General features: G+C 54.0%; 10 protein-coding genes. 5 read left to right on the top strand and 5 right to left on the bottom strand.

From position 1 onward, the window contains the following. Positions 1 to 100: 100 nt before the first annotated feature. From J2I46_RS07730 to J2I46_RS07710, 5 genes are all read left to right on the top strand, one after another. Positions 101 to 2,770 carry a bifunctional YncE family protein/alkaline phosphatase family protein gene (locus J2I46_RS07730; protein WP_207328433.1) on the top strand — a complete coding sequence of 890 codons (2,670 nt, stop codon included), beginning with the start codon at positions 101 to 103 and terminating at the stop codon, positions 2,768 to 2,770. A gap of 289 nt (positions 2,771 to 3,059) precedes the next feature. Next, positions 3,060 to 6,260 (top strand): SusC/RagA family TonB-linked outer membrane protein, encoded by a 3,201-nt coding sequence (locus tag J2I46_RS07725; RefSeq protein ID WP_207328432.1) that lies wholly within the window; start codon positions 3,060 to 3,062, stop codon positions 6,258 to 6,260. A 13-nt stretch (positions 6,261 to 6,273) separates the two neighbouring features. Then, on the top strand, positions 6,274 to 8,133 hold the full coding sequence (locus J2I46_RS07720) for a RagB/SusD family nutrient uptake outer membrane protein (RefSeq protein ID WP_207328431.1): 1,860 nt from the start codon (positions 6,274 to 6,276) through the stop codon (positions 8,131 to 8,133). A gap of 118 nt (positions 8,134 to 8,251) precedes the next feature. Continuing rightward, positions 8,252 to 8,980, top strand: coding sequence for a hypothetical protein (locus J2I46_RS07715; RefSeq protein ID WP_207328430.1), 729 nt, complete (start codon positions 8,252 to 8,254; stop codon positions 8,978 to 8,980). A gap of 39 nt (positions 8,981 to 9,019) precedes the next feature. After that, positions 9,020 to 12,427, top strand: a complete 3,408-nt coding sequence (locus J2I46_RS07710) for a VCBS repeat-containing protein (RefSeq protein WP_207328429.1) — start codon at positions 9,020 to 9,022, stop codon at positions 12,425 to 12,427. Between the two features lie 161 nt (positions 12,428 to 12,588). Here the strand turns inward: J2I46_RS07710 and J2I46_RS07705 are convergent, their stop codons facing one another. The 5 genes from J2I46_RS07705 to J2I46_RS07685 form a co-directional block, all read right to left on the bottom strand. Then, positions 12,589 to 13,983 carry a DUF3300 domain-containing protein gene (locus J2I46_RS07705; protein ID WP_207328428.1) on the bottom strand — a complete coding sequence of 465 codons (1,395 nt, stop codon included), beginning with the start codon at positions 13,981 to 13,983 and terminating at the stop codon, positions 12,589 to 12,591. 377 nt (positions 13,984 to 14,360) lie between these two features. Then, positions 14,361 to 15,137 carry a ligand-binding sensor domain-containing protein gene (locus J2I46_RS33155; RefSeq protein WP_207328427.1) on the bottom strand — a complete coding sequence of 259 codons (777 nt, stop codon included), beginning with the start codon at positions 15,135 to 15,137 and terminating at the stop codon, positions 14,361 to 14,363. Positions 15,138 to 15,227: 90 nt separating this feature from the next. Continuing rightward, positions 15,228 to 16,181 carry a winged helix-turn-helix domain-containing protein gene (locus tag J2I46_RS07695; RefSeq protein ID WP_207328426.1) on the bottom strand — a complete coding sequence of 318 codons (954 nt, stop codon included), beginning with the start codon at positions 16,179 to 16,181 and terminating at the stop codon, positions 15,228 to 15,230. Next, positions 16,182 to 16,640 carry a hypothetical protein gene (locus J2I46_RS07690; protein WP_207328425.1) on the bottom strand — a complete coding sequence of 153 codons (459 nt, stop codon included), beginning with the start codon at positions 16,638 to 16,640 and terminating at the stop codon, positions 16,182 to 16,184. A gap of 44 nt (positions 16,641 to 16,684) precedes the next feature. Continuing rightward, positions 16,685 to 17,269, bottom strand: coding sequence for a hypothetical protein (locus J2I46_RS07685; RefSeq protein ID WP_207328424.1), 585 nt, complete (start codon positions 17,267 to 17,269; stop codon positions 16,685 to 16,687). Positions 17,270 to 17,298 lie beyond the last annotated feature (29 nt).

The raw sequence follows: 17,298 nt of genomic DNA, 5'->3' as shown, positions 1-17,298 counted from the left end.
TGGCTTCCTTTAAGGTAGTCCATCATTCTGACGGGGGGCGACGCTATTAAAGCCAATTGGGTCTAATTTTATAATCGATCTATTGCCTACATCACTCTTCATGCTTACTCGACTCGTTCCTGTCTCTTTTCTTCTCCTGGTTTTATCGTGCGCTGGCCCGGCCCAATACCGACACGCATCTGATAAACGAACGCTGGCCACACCCACTAAGGCAAACGTGCCCCTGGTCATGCCTTACAACCGGTTAATCGATGCCGCCGGAACGGCCGTATCCTTTGGTGATCCCAAACTCGAAAACCACGCGCTTGACCTTACGCCGCTGCCGGGCAGCAATCAGCTCGTGATCGAAGATCGGTACGGCATGGCTGTGCTGGATCGAACTACACAAACGATCACGTACCGCTGGAGCCTGAGCGACGCATCTGCTACGAAGGGCCTGATGAGCACGTTTTCGGGTATCGAAGCGTTTGTGGTCAACGGGCAAACGTACCTGGCGTGGGGCGCGTCGGAACGTGAGAATGGTAAATCGGGCGTGGTCATCGCCGCCTGGACGAATGGCAAAGTGGGCAAGGTTGAGTTGCTCCAGTTTGCTCCCGTAGCGCCTTCCCCCTTATCGCTACCCAACGATGTGGCCGTGCAGGTAGAAGGCGGTGAGCACTTTCTGTATGTGGCGCTGAATGGCAATAACCAACTGGCAAAGGTTCGCTTTTCGGACCGAAGCACCGTCTGGACCGCACCGACCGGCGTAGCTCCCTATGGTATTGCCCTGAACAACGGACGGGCTTTTGTGACCAACTGGGCCGGCCCGCAGCCAACTAACGTACCTGACGCAACCGGAAAAACTGAAACGGCAGGCGTACCCTGGGGGCAAGCCTATATTGACCCACGCACCGGCGCAATAGCCAAAGGAACCGTCTCGGTCATTGATCTGGCAACGGGCCGCGTAGACTCAGAGATACCCGTTGGTCTGCACCCAAATGCCATTTTAGCAAGCCGTGACCAGAAACGACTGTACGTGGCCAACGGAAATAGCGACCATATTTCGGTGATCGATGCACAAACCCGGCAGGTAACTGACTCCATTACCGTGGGGCTGTTCAGCACCACCAATGCGTATATCGGCAGTACCCCCAATGCCCTGGCACTCGATTCAACGGGAAGAAACCTGTACGTTGCCAATGGGCTCGATAACGCCGTGGCGGTGGTTGACCTCAGCAGCAACCGGCATCAGGTTCGCGGATACGTGCCAACGCAAGCGTATCCTGGTGGTCTGTTCCTAAGCCAGCATTCATTATATGTAACTAATTTAGAAGGCATTGGCGCACGGGCTGGCACCTCCGGCGAATCGGGAGCGCTCCCCGCCTCGGCCCGGAAAGTCGATGTGGCTTATAACTCACACCGGCAGTTAGCGACGGTATCCATCATCCCGTTGCCAACCCAGTCTGAGTTGGGTACGTACACAGAACGGGTTCGGAAACTAAGCCTGCAGTTCAGGTTGAGCGTATCGGAGCAATTGCCCCGCCCCAACGCCAAACCCCGTCCCGTTCCAGAGCGCATCGGTGAGCCGTCGGTGTTTCAGCACGTGGTCTACATCATCAAAGAAAACCGCACCTACGATCAGGTGCTGGGCGATATGCCCGCCGGGCGCGGCATGCCGTCGCTCTGCATCTTCGGCGATAGCATTACGCCCAATCAGCACCAACTGGCGCGCGATTATGTGCTGCTCGACAACTATTACGCGTCGGGCAAGTCGTCGGCCGAAGGGCACAGTTGGGTCGATGCGGGCATCGTGACGGATTACACCGAAAAGAGCGTGCGCGGCTGGTTCCGGTCATACCCGCACGTGCTGTACGATGCGCTGGTGTACAACCAGAAGGGTATGATCTGGAATAACGCCCTCGATCATGGCAAAACCGTTCGTATCTACGGCGAAGCCTGCACCTGCGAATACGACAAAGCACGATACGACTGGAACAAGCTCTACAACATGCGGCAAACAGGGCAGCCGTTTTCCTTTACCAACACCACCACCATCTCGCGGGTACGTCCCATTCTGGCAAACGATTTCCCCGGCTGCGACGATGAAAACATCAACGATCAGATGCGGGCCGACGCCTTCATTCGGGAACTGCAGCAACTGGAGGCCAAACCCGGCGATCAGCTACCCAACCTGATGGTGATGTCGCTCCCCAACGACCACACCTCCGGCATGAGCCCGAAGTTTCCAACGCCCCGCGCGATGGTGGCCGATAATGATTTGGCCGTAGGGCGCATTGTAGAGGCGATTCAGAAAAGCAAATTTGCCGCCAACACGGTCATTTTTATTACCGAAGACGACTCACAATCGGGCTGGGATCACATTTCGGCTTACCGCACAACTGGGTACGTGATCAGTCCGTATTCGAAGCTGGGACGTACGGTGACGACCAACTACAACCAGACATCGATGCTGCGCACCATTGAGCAGATCCTGGGCCTCCCACCCCTCAACGTCATCGACGCTACGGCCCTGCCCATGTTCGACTGCTTCGCCGACAAACCTCAGCCAACGGCCTACACGGCCATACCCAACCGTATTCCGCTCAACGAGATGAATAAGCCGCTGACAGCCTTACGCGGCAAAGCCCTGCGCTACGCCAAAGAATCGGTTGAAGAAGCGGAAGAAGGCATCGATACCGGCGAAGACGAATTGAACAATCAAATTCTCTGGTTCTGGGCCAAGGGCAATACGCTGTATCCCCGCACTCGTGAGCAGCAAGCTCCCAAATAAGCTACATTCAGCACGCTAGATACAATAGGCATTTTCCCGAAAGAGCCAAGCTTAAGCAAGCTTGGCTCTTTCGGGAAAATGCCTATTTTTTTTGATACTAATAACATATAACAACTAGAAATATACCTATAGTATTAAAGTATATTTATTTAGTAAAATTTATTCATATGAATCAATAACGTATAGGTAATAAAGTGACCTTAAATTTAAGTATTTTAATAAATGGTCAGTATACGGCTGGCAAAAGCTCATTTTATATCGGATTAATACTACAAAATTAAAAAAATCTATGCGAACACTATTTACAAGCGGAGTATCTGGCCCACGGCAGCTGGATCACTCATCACCGGGATGGCTTGCAAAAAGTCACCTGTGCGTTTTATGGGTATTACTACTACTATCTTCGTTAAGTACATTTGCCCAGACCAAAATTTCAGGTCGCGTGATCGACGAGCAGCAGGCCGGTCTGCCTGGTGTGAGCGTAGTTCTGAAAGGCACAACGCAGGGGTCGGTAACCGATGCTACGGGTAACTTCTCGATAAACGCGCCGAACAGAAACGGTTCACTTGTTTTTTCTTACATCGGATTTGTAACGCAGGAGATACCGATCAACAACCAATCGGCCATCAATGTAACGTTGGCTGCCGATACAAAAGCACTGAACGAAGTAGTGGTGGTAGGTTATGGCGTTCAGCGAAAAGAGACTATTACAGGGTCTGTTGTAGCCGTCAAAGGTGGCGATCTGGTGAAATCACCAACTACCAACCTCTCAAACTCACTGGCTGGCCGCCTGCCGGGTGTAACTGCCGTAAACCGCAGTGGTGAACCCGGTTACGATGGTTCGTCAATCCGGATTCGCGGTACAAACACACTGGGCAACAACAGTGCGCTGATAGTGGTAGACGGTATTCCCAACCGTGCGGGTGGTCTTGACCGGATTAACCCCGCCGATATTGAAACAATTTCAGTCCTGAAAGACGCCTCGGCCGCCATTTACGGGTCACGGGCAGCCAACGGGGTTATTCTGATCACTACCAAGCGGGGCAAAACCGGTAAGCCGCAGCTCTCGTACTCGTTTAACCAGGGATTCTCTCAGCCAACGGTTATTCCCACCTTGGCCAACGCCGCTGAGTATACCTCCATGCTTAACGATCTGGACGTATATACCCTGCCCGTGGCGGAATGGGCGGCAGCCACCAAAGCTTACCAGACAACCGGTTCATACACCCGGCCGAATGGTACGATTCGGAATGCCCCCTATTCGCCGACCGACATCACCAAATACAACGATGGGTCTGACCCCTGGGGGCACCCCAACACCGACTGGTACGGCGCTACGCTGAAAAACTGGTCGCCGCAAAACCAGCACAACCTGCAGCTACAGGGCGGTACCGAAGATTTCAAGTACATCGCCTCGCTGGGTTATCAGAATCAGGATGCCTTCTACAAGCAGTCGGCCACGGGCTACAAGCAGTATGACCTGCGGATAAACATTGATGCCAACATCAACAAGTACCTGCACCTGAGCTTGGGCATTTTGGGCCGTGAAGAATTCCGGTACTACCCAACGCGGGGTGCCGGGGCGATCTTCCGGATGCAGATGCGCGGCAAGCCAAACCAGCCTGCTTTCTGGCCCGACGGACGCCCTGGACCTGACATTGAAAACGGCGAAAACCCCGTAGTCATTACCACCAACGCAACGGGTTACGACCGCGACAAGCGCGATTACGTTCAGACCAATGGGCAGCTTGATTTTAAAGTGCCGGGTATTGAGGGCCTGAAAATTACGGGTACGGCTGCTGTGGATAAGCTAAACCAGAACAACAAGCGTTGGGAAACCCCCTGGACACTGTATCAGAAAGGCTCGGGCGTTGATGCTAACGGAAACCCGAACCTGATTGCCAGCGTACGCGGCCCAGCCGAACCCCGCCTGACCCTGGGTAACAACACGCAGCTGAACATCCTGCTGGGTGGTTTGCTTACCTACGAACGCAAGGTTGGGGATCATGGCTTTACGTTTCTGGCCGGTGTAAACCGCGAAACTATCTCGAGCGACAACTTCAATGCCTTCCGCCGTTACTTTATTTCGCCCGCAATCGACCAGATCTTTGCCGGTGGCGATCTCAGCAAAGACAATGGAGGCGGGGCTTCCGAACGCGCTCGCTTGAACTACTTCGGTCGCCTGGCCTACAATTACAAAGACAAGTACCTGGTTGAGCTTCTGGGTCGTTACGATGGCTCTGACATCTTCCCGGAGGCAACACGGTATGGTTTCTTTCCTGGTGTAATGGCCGGCTGGGTTATCTCAGAAGAGAACTTCCTGAAGACCTCGGCTCCGGTCCTGAACTACCTGAAACTGCGGGCTTCATATGGGCAGCTGGGGAATGACCAGATTGCCACCTATCAGTATCTGAGTACCTACGGGTTTAATACCTACATCATCAATGACGGGCAGCAGAAAACATTGGCAGAAAGCCGCATTCCAAACACAAATATTACGTGGGAGGTGGCCAACAACGCCGACATTGGTCTGGAAGGGCAGCTGTTTGGGGGTAAAATCAGCTTCGAGTTTGATTACTTCAATAACTACAGGACCTCGATTCTGACCGCACGTAATGCCTCGGTTCCCCGCACCACCGGCCTGACCCTGCCGCCCGAAAATATCGGTAAAGTACGTAACCAGGGCTTCGATGGTCAGATTGGTTACAACGGCCGCAAAGGCGACTTCAAGTACACCGTGAGCGTAAACGGTGGCTATGCACAGAACAAAATTGAGTTCTGGGATGAAGCCCCCGGTGCCCCTGATTGGCAGCGCACGACGGGTAAGCCGATCAACGCCTACATGGCTTACCAGTATGCCGGTGTGTTCAGAGATCAGGCCGACATCGACGCCACCCTCAGCAAACTTGATTACTCCGCGATTTCCAAGAATATACGGCCGGGCGACATGAAGTACGAGGATTACAACGGCGACAACAAAATCACGCCAGATGACCGGGTACGTGGTAACCGCACCAACCTACCCCTCTTCCAGGGTGGGATGAACCTGACAGCCGCGTACCGTAACTTCGACTTGACCATTCTGTTCCAGGGTTCAGCCGGGGCACAGCAGTACATCAGCCTTGGCGAATCGGGCAGCATTGGTAACTACCTGAAGGAGTTCTACACCAACCGCTGGACGGTAGACAACCCAAGCAGCGTACACCCACGTATTGCCGAACGGAGCGATCAGTACTATTCAGGTGGCAATACCTACTGGCTGCGTTCAGCCGACTACATCCGTCTGAAAAACCTTGAGCTGGGCTACACCCTGCCCGCCGCAATTGGCCAGAAAGTAGGCCTTAGCAGCCTTCGGGTATACGTGAACGCCCTGAACTTGTGGACTATCGTGAACAAACTGGGTTCATACGACCCTGAAGCCGATAACTCGACCGGACAATACTACCCACAATCGCGCATCATCAACACGGGCGTGGCCCTTCGTTTTTAATCATTCAGTAACCATGATACGAAAATTTAAAACCATAGGTCTCACACTTCTCATAGCTTCCGTGGCTGTGACAGGGTGTAACGACGAGTTTGTGAATACTCAGCCACTCGATCAGGTGAGTGGAGTCGCGGTCTGGGGAGATGCCTCGCTGGCCGAAGCCTTTGTAACAGGTATCTACGCGGGCTTGGGGCAGGGCGGTTTCAATGAGCAGCAACTTGCTTCGCTGACCGACGAAACCATGTTTACGCACCCCGGCCGGGGCATTACCACCATTACCGAGGCACGTAGTAACCCCGCCGATCAGGGCTGGATTAACGAGACCTACGAGTGGAATAACATGTACCTCCGCATTCGGGCGGCTAACCTGGCGCTGCAGAACCTGGCGAAACCGGGCTTTGCCAATACCAACAACATCGTAGATCGCCTGGTAGGCGAAGCCAAGTTTCTGCGGGCCTACTACTACCACCAACTGGTGCGGTACTATGGTGGCGTTCCGCTCATAGATAAGCCGTACGATCTGGGTCAGGCCGACTACACCATTGCCCGGAACACAATGGAAGAATGTATCAATTTCATTGTGAAGGATTGTGACGAGGCTGCCGCCCTGCTGAAAGGTAAATCGCTGGCCAAAGGGCGTGCCAACGAAGCCAGTGCCCTGGCCCTGAAAGCCCGGATACTGACCTACGCCGCCTCTGACCTGTATGACGTAACAACCGCCAAACAGAAATCGACGGCCCACGCAGCCTTCTCGAAACCTGAACTGTTCGGGTACGTATCCACCAACCGCACCGAGCGGTGGCAGAAAGCCAAAGATGCAGCCAAGGCTGTATTGGACCTGACGGCCTACGGATCACAGCTGAACCTGTCGGCTCCGGTGAGCAAAGAGCAGGGCATGGCAAACTACATGAACATTGCCCTCTCGCGAAATGGAGGCGAAAAGGACGTTCTTTTCTCCCGTTCATTCTTCAACGGGAAGCAGGAAGCGGGTGGTCAGCAGGGCCTTTTCAACGGGCCAAACGGGTATCACAACTGGGCCGGGAACACCCCGATTTCGCTGCTCGTCGACGACTATGAAATGATGGATGGTTCGAAATTTAGCTGGAGCGATCCGGCCAAAGCTGCCGCACCATACACCAACCGTGACCCGCGTTTCTACAGCTCGATCCTGTATGATGGTGCTCCCTGGAAACCACGTACCGCCGATGTAGCCTCTAAAGACCCCGCCAACCAGATTCAGACAGGTACGTACGAAGTAATTTCGGGGGGCAATAAAGTAGTAAACCCTGGTCTGGATACGCGTAAAAGCTCGGTTGAAGACTGGAACGGCAGCTGGACCGGCTACTACATGCGTAAGTTCATTGATCCGGACCCCGCCATTGTAGATCAGAACACCTATCAGCAAGTTCCGTGGCCGTTTTTCCGCTATACCGAAGCCCTCTTCAACTATGCCGAAGCCTGCATTGAACTGGGTCAAGATGCCGAAGCCCGTAACTGGCTGAACAAAGTACGTTTCCGCGCGGGTATGCCGGCGATCACCGAGTCGGGCGCAGCCCTGAAAGAGCGGTATCGCAACGAACGCCGCGTTGAAATGGTGTTTGAGGAACAGCGCTACCACGATGCCCGCCGCTGGATGATTGCCCCTACCACCCTGGGACGCAAAGCCAACTACATTAACATCACGGGCACCCTGAAGCCAGGCAAAACGGTGACGATCTACAAGTATGACCCAGCCAACTATGACTATACCTACAAGGTAGTTGAGGCTGACCCCGGTAAAGAAAACCGCTCGTGGCTGGATAAAATGTACTACATGCCCATCAACCGCGACGAGATGAACCGGAACAACAAACTGCTGCAGAATCCGGGTTACTAAGCAATGTAAAATACCGGGAGTGACAAGCCTAAAAGTCGGGTTTACTCCTTATCTTCAACTGATGCCAGCGTAACCTACGCTGGCATCAGTCTTTTTAACACTTGTGTGTTTATTTACCATGAACGTAGCCCTGTTTGTTGGCGCCTTTGGTCTGCTTGCCACTACCGCCTGCCTGGCGCAATCCACGGGCGTGATTCGGGTGAAGGGCAGCGAACAGGCCGTTTCGTACCGTGACCGGTATCAGTATGATCAGTTCAGAAACGGCACCGTAGCCTTTCTGAACGGCACCACAGTCGACGCCCGGTTCAATTACCACGTTATCTTAGGCGAAATGCACTTTATCACGGCGCGCGGCGATACCATGGCCCTGACCGAAGAGCCCATTGTGCGGCTTGTCGAGATCATCAACCCATCACCTGCCCCTGATTCACCACGTACTGCACTGTTTCTGTATGACCAGAGGCGAGGTTACACCGAAATTGTTGCCGACTATGACGGCATCAAACTGGCCGCAAAACAGGGTCTGAGAACCACCAAACGGGAGAAAATGAGCGCCTATGGCCAATCGACAGGTGCAGGTGCCATTACTACGTACCAGTTCTACTCCGGGGGCAACATGGGCGTTAGTAAACTTGATGCCAAGGGCGACCTGCTGTTTAGCAAAGAGACCACCTATTTTTTCGTTGATAAGAACAACCGACTGTACCCAGCCACCAAAGCCAACCTGATAAAACTTTACGGCAACCACCGTCAGCAGATTGCAACGTACCTGGAAACTGACCCCGTCGATTTCAGCCGGAACGACCAATTGACCCGACTCCTTGCGTACTGTAGTAAACTGATGTAAATCAGCCGATTTTTGTCGTGTATTTCTGTTTCCCATTCCATGATAATCCTTTTCCGACCCGTATCCGCCGCCCTTCTTTTTACCGCATGCTTATCTGTTCTGAGTTGCCAGGACAAACCATCAACCAGCGAATCGGCCACCGCAACGGAAGCAACCACTCCCACCGGACCGCCATTATTTACGCTGCTCTCGCCCGACCAGACCGGCATTACCTTCGCCAATAACCTCGCCGAAGGCTTGAATACCAACGTATTGATGTACGAATACTTCTACAATGGTGGGGGCGTAGCTGTTGGCGATTTGAACGGTGATGGACTAGACGACATTTACTTTAGTGGCAACATGGTACCCAACCAGTTGTACCTCAATAAGGGGAATCGCGACGGCAAACCCATGACGTTTGCCGACGTTACCGCGGCAGCGGGCGTGGCCGGACGCGAAGGCCCCTGGCGCACCGGCGTTTCTATGGCCGACGTGAATGGCGACGGACGACTAGACCTTTTTCTGTGCTACTCGGGCAGTGTTCGACCCGAAAACCGAACCCCGCAACTCCTCATCAACGACGGCCCCGACGCGCAGGGCATTCCCCATTTCACCGACCAGACCGCGCAGTTCGGATTGAATAATCCGTCACAGAGCACGCAGGGTACCTTTTTCGACTACGACCGCGATGGAGATCTGGACCTGTTTCTTCTGAACCACAACCCTAAATCGCTGCCTGTACTTGACAAGGCCAGTACGGCGGCGTTACGCAAACAGACGAACCCGGAGATCGGTATGCGCCTGTTTCGGAATACCCGAAACCACTTCGAGGACGTTACCGGCGAATCGGGGCTGAGCAGTTCGGTGCTGAGTTACGGACTCGGCGTGGGCGTGTCGGACCTGAATGCCGATGGATGGCCCGACCTGTACATTTCTAATGACTACGCCGTTCCCGACTACCTATATCTCAATAACCACGACGGTACGTTTCGGGATGCGCTCAGAACCAGCGTTGGCCATACGTCTAACTTCTCGATGGGTAATGCCGTATCGGACGTCAATAACGATGCCCGTCCCGATATTCTGACGCTGGACATGCTGCCCGAAGATAACCGGCGGCAGAAACTGCTGATGGCCCCCGATAACTACGAGAAATACGCACTCAGCGTTGAATCGGGCTTTCATCACCAGATCATGCGTAACATGCTCCAGATCAGCAATGGCGATGGCACCTACCGCGAAACCGGGCAACTGTCGGGCATTTCAAACACCGACTGGAGTTGGGCGCCCCTCCTGGCAGACTACGACAACGACGGCTGGAAAGACCTGTATGTGACCAATGGGTACGTTCGCGATTACACCAATCAGGATTTTTTAAAGTATATGGCCGATTTCATGCAAAACCGGCCCTCAAACCCACAGCGCGAAGACATTCTTGAACTGGTACATCGAATGCCTTCGTCGAACGTGGCCAACTATGCGTTCCGGAATCGGGGTGAACGGGACGGTAACGTTACTTTCGAGAACGCCGGGCAGGCTTGGGGACTGACGCAGGTATCGAACAGCACCGGGGCTGCCTATGCTGACCTCGATAACGACGGCGACCTCGACCTGGTTGTCAACAACACGAACCAGCCTGCCTATATCTTCCGAAATGGAACTGACAAAAAGCGTCATTTCATTAGCCTTAAACTGATCGGCAGCGGGGCCAATACGCAGGGCGTTGGAGCCAAAGTGACCCTTTCGCGAAAAGGAAACAAACAGTATGCCGAACAGATGCCGACGCAGGGGTACCAGTCGAGCGTGTCGCCCCGGTTGCATTTTGGCCTGGGCAGCGAAACCAGCATCGACTCGTTATTGGTTGTCTGGCCAACGGGTAAACAGCAACTACTGACCAACGTCAAAGCCGACCAGTTGCTAACCGTGCGAGAAACCGATGCGAAGGCAACGTACCTGGCTCCGGCCCCCGCCACTACGCTCTTCCGGGCCACGAAGTCACCGCTGGCCTACGCGCATCCGACCACGACGATCAACGATTTTAAACGGCAGCCATTGCTGGTCAATGCTTTATCCTTCAGTGGCCCCTGCCTGGTGAAAGCCGACGTGAATGGCGACGGTCGTGAAGACTTGTTTGTCGGCGGGAGCAACGGGCAGGCGGGCGCGATTTATACGCAGCAGGCGTCGGGCCAGTTCAGCCGCCTGCCCCAACCCGCTTTCGACGCTGATACTGCCTCGGCCAACACCGACGCGGCCTTCTTCGACGCCAATGGCGACAGTTTTCCTGACCTCTATGTATGCAGTGGCGGTTACGGCAATTTCCAGCCCGACGACCCACGCTTGCAGGATCGGCTGTATCTGAACGATGGAAAAGGGCATTTCACCAAAAGCCCCACCGCCCTGCCCCCCATGCGAACCAGTACCAGTTGCGTGCGGGTTGCCGATGTAAATGGCGATAATCGGCCCGACCTGTTCGTTGGCGGTCGGGTTATTCCAGGTCGCTATCCCGAAACGCCGCGAAGCTACTTGCTGATTAATAAGGGCAACGTACCTGGCGGCCCACCCAAATTTACCGACCAGACAGCCCAGCTAGCCCCCATGCTAGCCACTATTGGTATGGTCACCGACGCCGCCTGGATAGATCTCAACGGCGACCGCAAACCCGAACTCGTTGTTGTTGGCGAATGGATGCCCGTTACGGTGCTGGGTTTAGTAAATGGTGGGCAACTGACCGATCAGACAACGGCTTTTCTGGGCAAGGAATACCGGGGCTGGTGGAACAAACTGCTGGTCGATGACCTGAACGGCGACGGCCGCCCCGATCTGGTGGTAGGCAATCAGGGCCTGAACACCCAGTGCCGCGCCAGTGACCGAGAACCCGCCGAACTGGTTTACAAGGACTTCGACAACAACGGCAAAATAGATCCGGTCCTGTGTCTGTACGTGCAGGGTAAGAGCTACCCCCACGCCACCCGCGACGAACTGCTCGACCAGCTAAGCATGCTTCGGCAGCGGTTCACCAGCTACGACACCTACGCCAACGCTACCCTGACCGACGTGTTCACCAACGATGAACTCCGCGACGCCAAACGCCTGATAGCTAATGAGTTTCGAACCATGTCGTTCCTGAGCAGTTCGACTGGCAAGTACGCAGCCGCCGCCCTGCCAACCGCCGCGCAGCTAGCACCCATTTTTACGATCACCGCCCTGGATTACGACCACGACGGTACGAAAGACCTACTGCTATGCGGCAATACAACGCAGGCTCGCCTTCGCTTCGGTAGGTCTGACGCCAACAGTGGTACGTTGCTGCGGGGCAATGGCCGGGGTGGGTTTATAAGTATCCCCCCCGCGCAGGCTGGCTTCGGTTTAACAGGCGATGTGCGCAGCGTGCTGGCAGTAGGCAACACGCTGCTGATCGGCATCAACCAACAAGCTGTTCGCGCTTATCAGCCCGTCAAGCCGTAGTACATGGGGAGTTCTGGAAAGATCGTTTTCGCGCGGTGACTTCGTCTTCGCACCGGTGGCCCTTCGACCGCAGCGGCAGCAACAACGCGAAAGCAATATATCCGAAAAACAAAGAAGCCCGAACCGTGCTGTTCGGGCTTCTTTGTAACAATCTATATCACCTAGCGACGTCCGCCACCACGAGAACTACCGCCGCCACCGAAGGAGCGACCACCGCCGAAGCTACCGCCACCGCCATACGAGCGGCCGCTGCTGTAGCTTCCGCCGCCACCGAATGAGCGCGATTGATAAGACGGGGCGCTGCCCATGCTTTGGGTACGTCCTGACGGGGCACTCATCCGACCGCCGTTGTAGACGTTGCCATAACTACCGGCGCCACGACTACTGTAACCGCTATAGCCACCGTTTCCGAATGCCTGACGCGCGGCTCCTACAAACCCACGGTTGCCATAGGTAACGTACCCACGTCCGCCCACAATCCGGTTGTTGTAATACGTGTTAAACCGATTATACAGGTGCGGGTAGTTATAATAACCCCGGTTGAAGAACCAGTTAGAGAACCCGTATGAGGGCAATCCGTAGAACAGCAGGTTGCCGCCCAATCCATAAGCGAAGCCTGTACCAAAGCCGTAGCCGTACGATGGATACCACACGGGCGAACCATACCAATACGGGTAACCGAACCAGTATGAATACGGATTGGCGTAATAATTAGGTGAGTTGGCAGGCCAGGCGGGGCTGGGATTAATGCCGCTGGTGTTGTAGCCATTTGCCCGGGCATACTCCTGACCAGCCTGCTGCAATTCCTGACGAGCCTGTGGATCCTGATTCAGTTGATTCTGATAATCGGCCAGTTCCTGCTGATTCTGGGCTTCTACTTTTGTGTGCAGATCCGCCAATTGCTGCGTAATACCTTGCGGGTCATTCTGGTAATCGCTACCAAGTTTAGCGGTCTGGTCAAGATTTTGGGTCAGCGTAGACAGCACATCGGGCATAGTGATCAGTTGCCGAAAAGCCGACTGAGTAGCGCCATCCAGCGGGGCAATCAGTTTTTCGAACGACTGATTAGCCTGCTGATTCAGATTGTCAGCCTGTACCAGGTCATCATGATGGTGACGATAGACCTTCCAGGTCGATTCCTGTAAACTGGCCGGCATCGATTTGGTGATCACCCCTACAGTGGTCTGATCGGCTCCGGCGGGCAGCAGGGCCAGTGCGTGCTGAATGTCGGGAAAACGGGCCAGTTCATAGAACCACCCCTGCTTTGTTTGGCCATACGACTGGATCAGCCGTTCAAAGGCATCCCGGCTATTGTCTTGTTGCTGAACGAGTTTATCCAGCACCTTGGGTTGCTGACTAGCCAGCAGCGCGGCGCGGCGAACATCATCGCGGTAGGCAGCAAGCGACGTGAACAATGACGGATTATTATCGGCAGCAGCGGCAGGCTGATTGCCGTACGAGGGTGTCTGCGCAAGCGTGGGTTGCCATTGGGCAAACAGCAATCCCAAACCCAGCGTCAGTGCTTTAGCGGTTGGGAACTTAGTAAGCGCGTTCATTTTCGAATCTTGATTTAACGTGATCGTGGGTGAACCCGTTTCAACATCCCTAGCGACATTTTCAGCACTTGAAATGACTGGCCGGGCGACCATATTAATAACAAGAATACGCCCGAAGTTAGTGTATAGCGTGGTTAATCGTTGGTTAAAAAAAGCAGAGGCAATACTGATTACAACCCATGAGCCAACAATCTGTTTATCAATATCTTAATCACATAACATTAGCCAAAATGAACACAATTTTCACTTAGTTTAACATACAGGTTTTCATGCGAAATTTAGCTTTTAGAACTGCTTCGCTAGTCGAAGGGCACGACTAGCGAAGCATAAAGGCAACCAACGTATCTAGCCTGGCTACCTGATCCTTGTCGGTAATCTCATTGGTTAGCTTCCTTCTTTGTAAAGTTGGTAAATGTTTTTCCGTTGAAGCGGTAAACGCCGCCGGAGGTACCGAACCATAATTCGCCTCGTTTATCTTCCAGAATGCTCTGCACAAACCGGTTACCAAGCCCTTCTGCGATTGAATAATTGGTGAATGAGTTACCATCGTATTTCCGAACGCCATCGCCATCCAGTCCAAACCAGATATTACCCACCCTGTCTTCGCAAAAACTCCAGACCAGTTTAGGCGAAAACCGGGGATTAGCCGCAATCGATGCTTTTGGTAGCGGAAAGCTAATGAAGGTTTTCCCGTCATAACGGGATACGCCGCCCAACGTGCCGAACCACAGGTTGCCTTTGCTGTCTTTCAGCATGCTCCAGATATCATTGTCGCTTAGCCCATCTTTCACGGTGAAGGTCCTAAAGGTTTTTCCGTCGTAGCGGCCATCGCCATCATTGGTGGCAAACCAGATCGTCCCAGCGGCGAGTTGTTCGATTCCGCCCACCACCTCACCGCTAAATCCTTCTTTCGGCGTGAAATACGTCAGCGTTTTCCCATCGTACCGGCAGGCGCCGTCGCCCTGCCTACCAAACCGGATGTTTCCGTCTTTATCCTGAAACATGCGCCGGATGTACTCGCTTACCTGCGACTGGATAAACGCTTTCGACGGATCGCCTACCCAGTTTACGGGCGTCGTCGACGGAAGTAACGCACCACTTTTCGACGGGGTACTAGTCGGCTGCTCATTACAGGCCGTAACGGCAACGAACACAAGCAGCAATATGCCTGATCGTATAACGGCAGGAGGTTAAGGAGTCAGGAAGAAAAAGGAGGAGCTAATTTGAATCTTCCAGGCTAATTTTTAGACATTGAGCTGCACGTCGAGGCGATAGCCGACGCCATGGACCGCAGCGATTTTAACGGTGGTATCGCTGCTCAACAGTTTTCGCAGGCGCGAGATGAACACGTCGAGGCTACGGCCCACGGTAACGCCTTCATCTTCCCACACCTGTTTTAGAATCTGGTCGCGTTCCAGCACCTGGTTCGGATGATTGGCCAGCAGGCGCAGTAGCTTGGCTTCGCGGTAGGTCAGGTTGTGCTGCTCGGGGCCGGACGTTAATGTCTGGCTATCCAGGTTAAGGCACGACTGCCCGAAACGAAGCTGATTGGGAATTACGGTGGGGACTTCGGGGCTCAACGCTATGGCCGTTGAACGTACCTGACTGGCCTGCCGCCAGGCGATAACCAGAACACCCGCAAACAAGCCACCAACAGCCAGAAACGGCCAGAACGGGGTCTGTCTCTCAACCGGTGCCGACCCGTCGAACGTTAGTTGCAGCGTATAACAGCCATCAATCGTTGATCGGCCGGTGCACGCAACAACGGGTGTACTACCAAGCAGATCATTGACTGAATAGCCTAGCTGTACCTGTTTTGTGGCGCAGTCGAGCACGGCTACATCATACGTACCCGAGACCTTATGCCGTTGTAACGATTCGTGAAGCAATGCCGGTAGCCTGTCGTACTTGAACGAGCGCCCCACGGCCAGCCGGAACGTCTGTGTATTTACCTGCTCAACCGCCGGAATACGCGAACTGGAATCGCCTGACGCGCGTAGCAGCAGATCGGCCGTGCGGCGTAAGGCCAGATTGATCTTCTCTGAACGTCTTTTACCCGTTTCCGTGCTAGCGTCGGCAGGTACGTTGCTGGTAAACTGCAAAAAAAGCAATCCCAGCAGCAGCAGAAAACCGCTGCCTGCTACCAGCCGGATCACCAGCGGCGATTGTGGATTATGGCCTGTGAAGTGCGAAAACATCTAACACTTGTCGGCTGGCAAACAGTGCGACAGCCAGTTAAGTCCCTGCATTTTCAGCACCTGCTTTCCCCGGCAACCAGTTGATCCATCGGCAGGGCAGTTGACGGGTTCAACGATCAGTTCATCGCCAAGCTGCGCGTTTGGCCAGATCTCGTCGACCTGGAGCGAATAAACGGTCTCCGTCTGGTTGGCCGGCCATTGCCGAACAACAGCTCCTGCCCGGCGTAATGACACCCGAAACGCAACCGGCTTATGATTCGCCGACTGCGGATCACCGGTAACAATGGCCAGCACACCTGTCTTATTTAGCCAGAACGTGCTATAATCGACCCGATGACCGTTCAAGGTCAGGGCATTACAACTCTCGATTGGGCCAGTTGGGCTTTCGTGCGCAATGCCCAGGCCGTTCATCAGCAACAATGCGCCAAGCAACAGACCGAATTTGATTGAGTTTTTCATGATATATCTGTTTGGCTGGTAGATGCCGGCTTTTCCAACTGCAATTAACAACCTTCCTGCAACGCTTTCAGCAAAATAGGGTCCACTTTTTTTAGTTTAATAACCTGTTTTCCAGCATAATCACCTGATTGTGCCCCGGAACGGCCCATCGGCTTAACGATCAACTCATCGCCAAGTTGAGCTGACGGCCAAATCTCCTTTAGCTGAATCGATTCAACCGTTTCTGCGGCATCAGTCGGCCACTGCTTCACCACCGATCCATTCCGCCAGAGCGATACCTGAAAAGGAATCGCTTTCCGCTTCAGGGCTTGTTCGTTAGCGACTTCACCACGAAGCCAGGAACCCGGCCACAACTCGGCTGTCTGAAAGGCGGCGTCAGTATTTTGTTTGGCTGAGCCACCTTGCAGCAACAACGACTGATAGGGCATCGCCCGATCATCCAGCACTTTCAGATCACCCTCGATGACACTCAACACCCCGGGGTGATCAAGCGTGAATAGCTGATAATTGATTGGGCGACCATTGACGGTCAGCGACGTTTTGACAGGCGTCGTTTTAGTTATACTCCGCCCAATGAGCAGGCACAACGGGCAAAGCAGCAAAAGGGCTAGCAGCAGTTTCGTTTTCATTTTATGTGTTTTGTTTAGTTTGGCTCACG

It is taken from the genome of Fibrella forsythiae, from assembly GCF_017353175.1.
GTDB lineage: Bacteria > Bacteroidota > Bacteroidia > Cytophagales > Spirosomataceae > Fibrella > Fibrella forsythiae.
The sequence above is the reverse complement of the archived record's forward strand: the minus strand, read 5'-3'. Positions and strand labels throughout refer to the sequence as shown.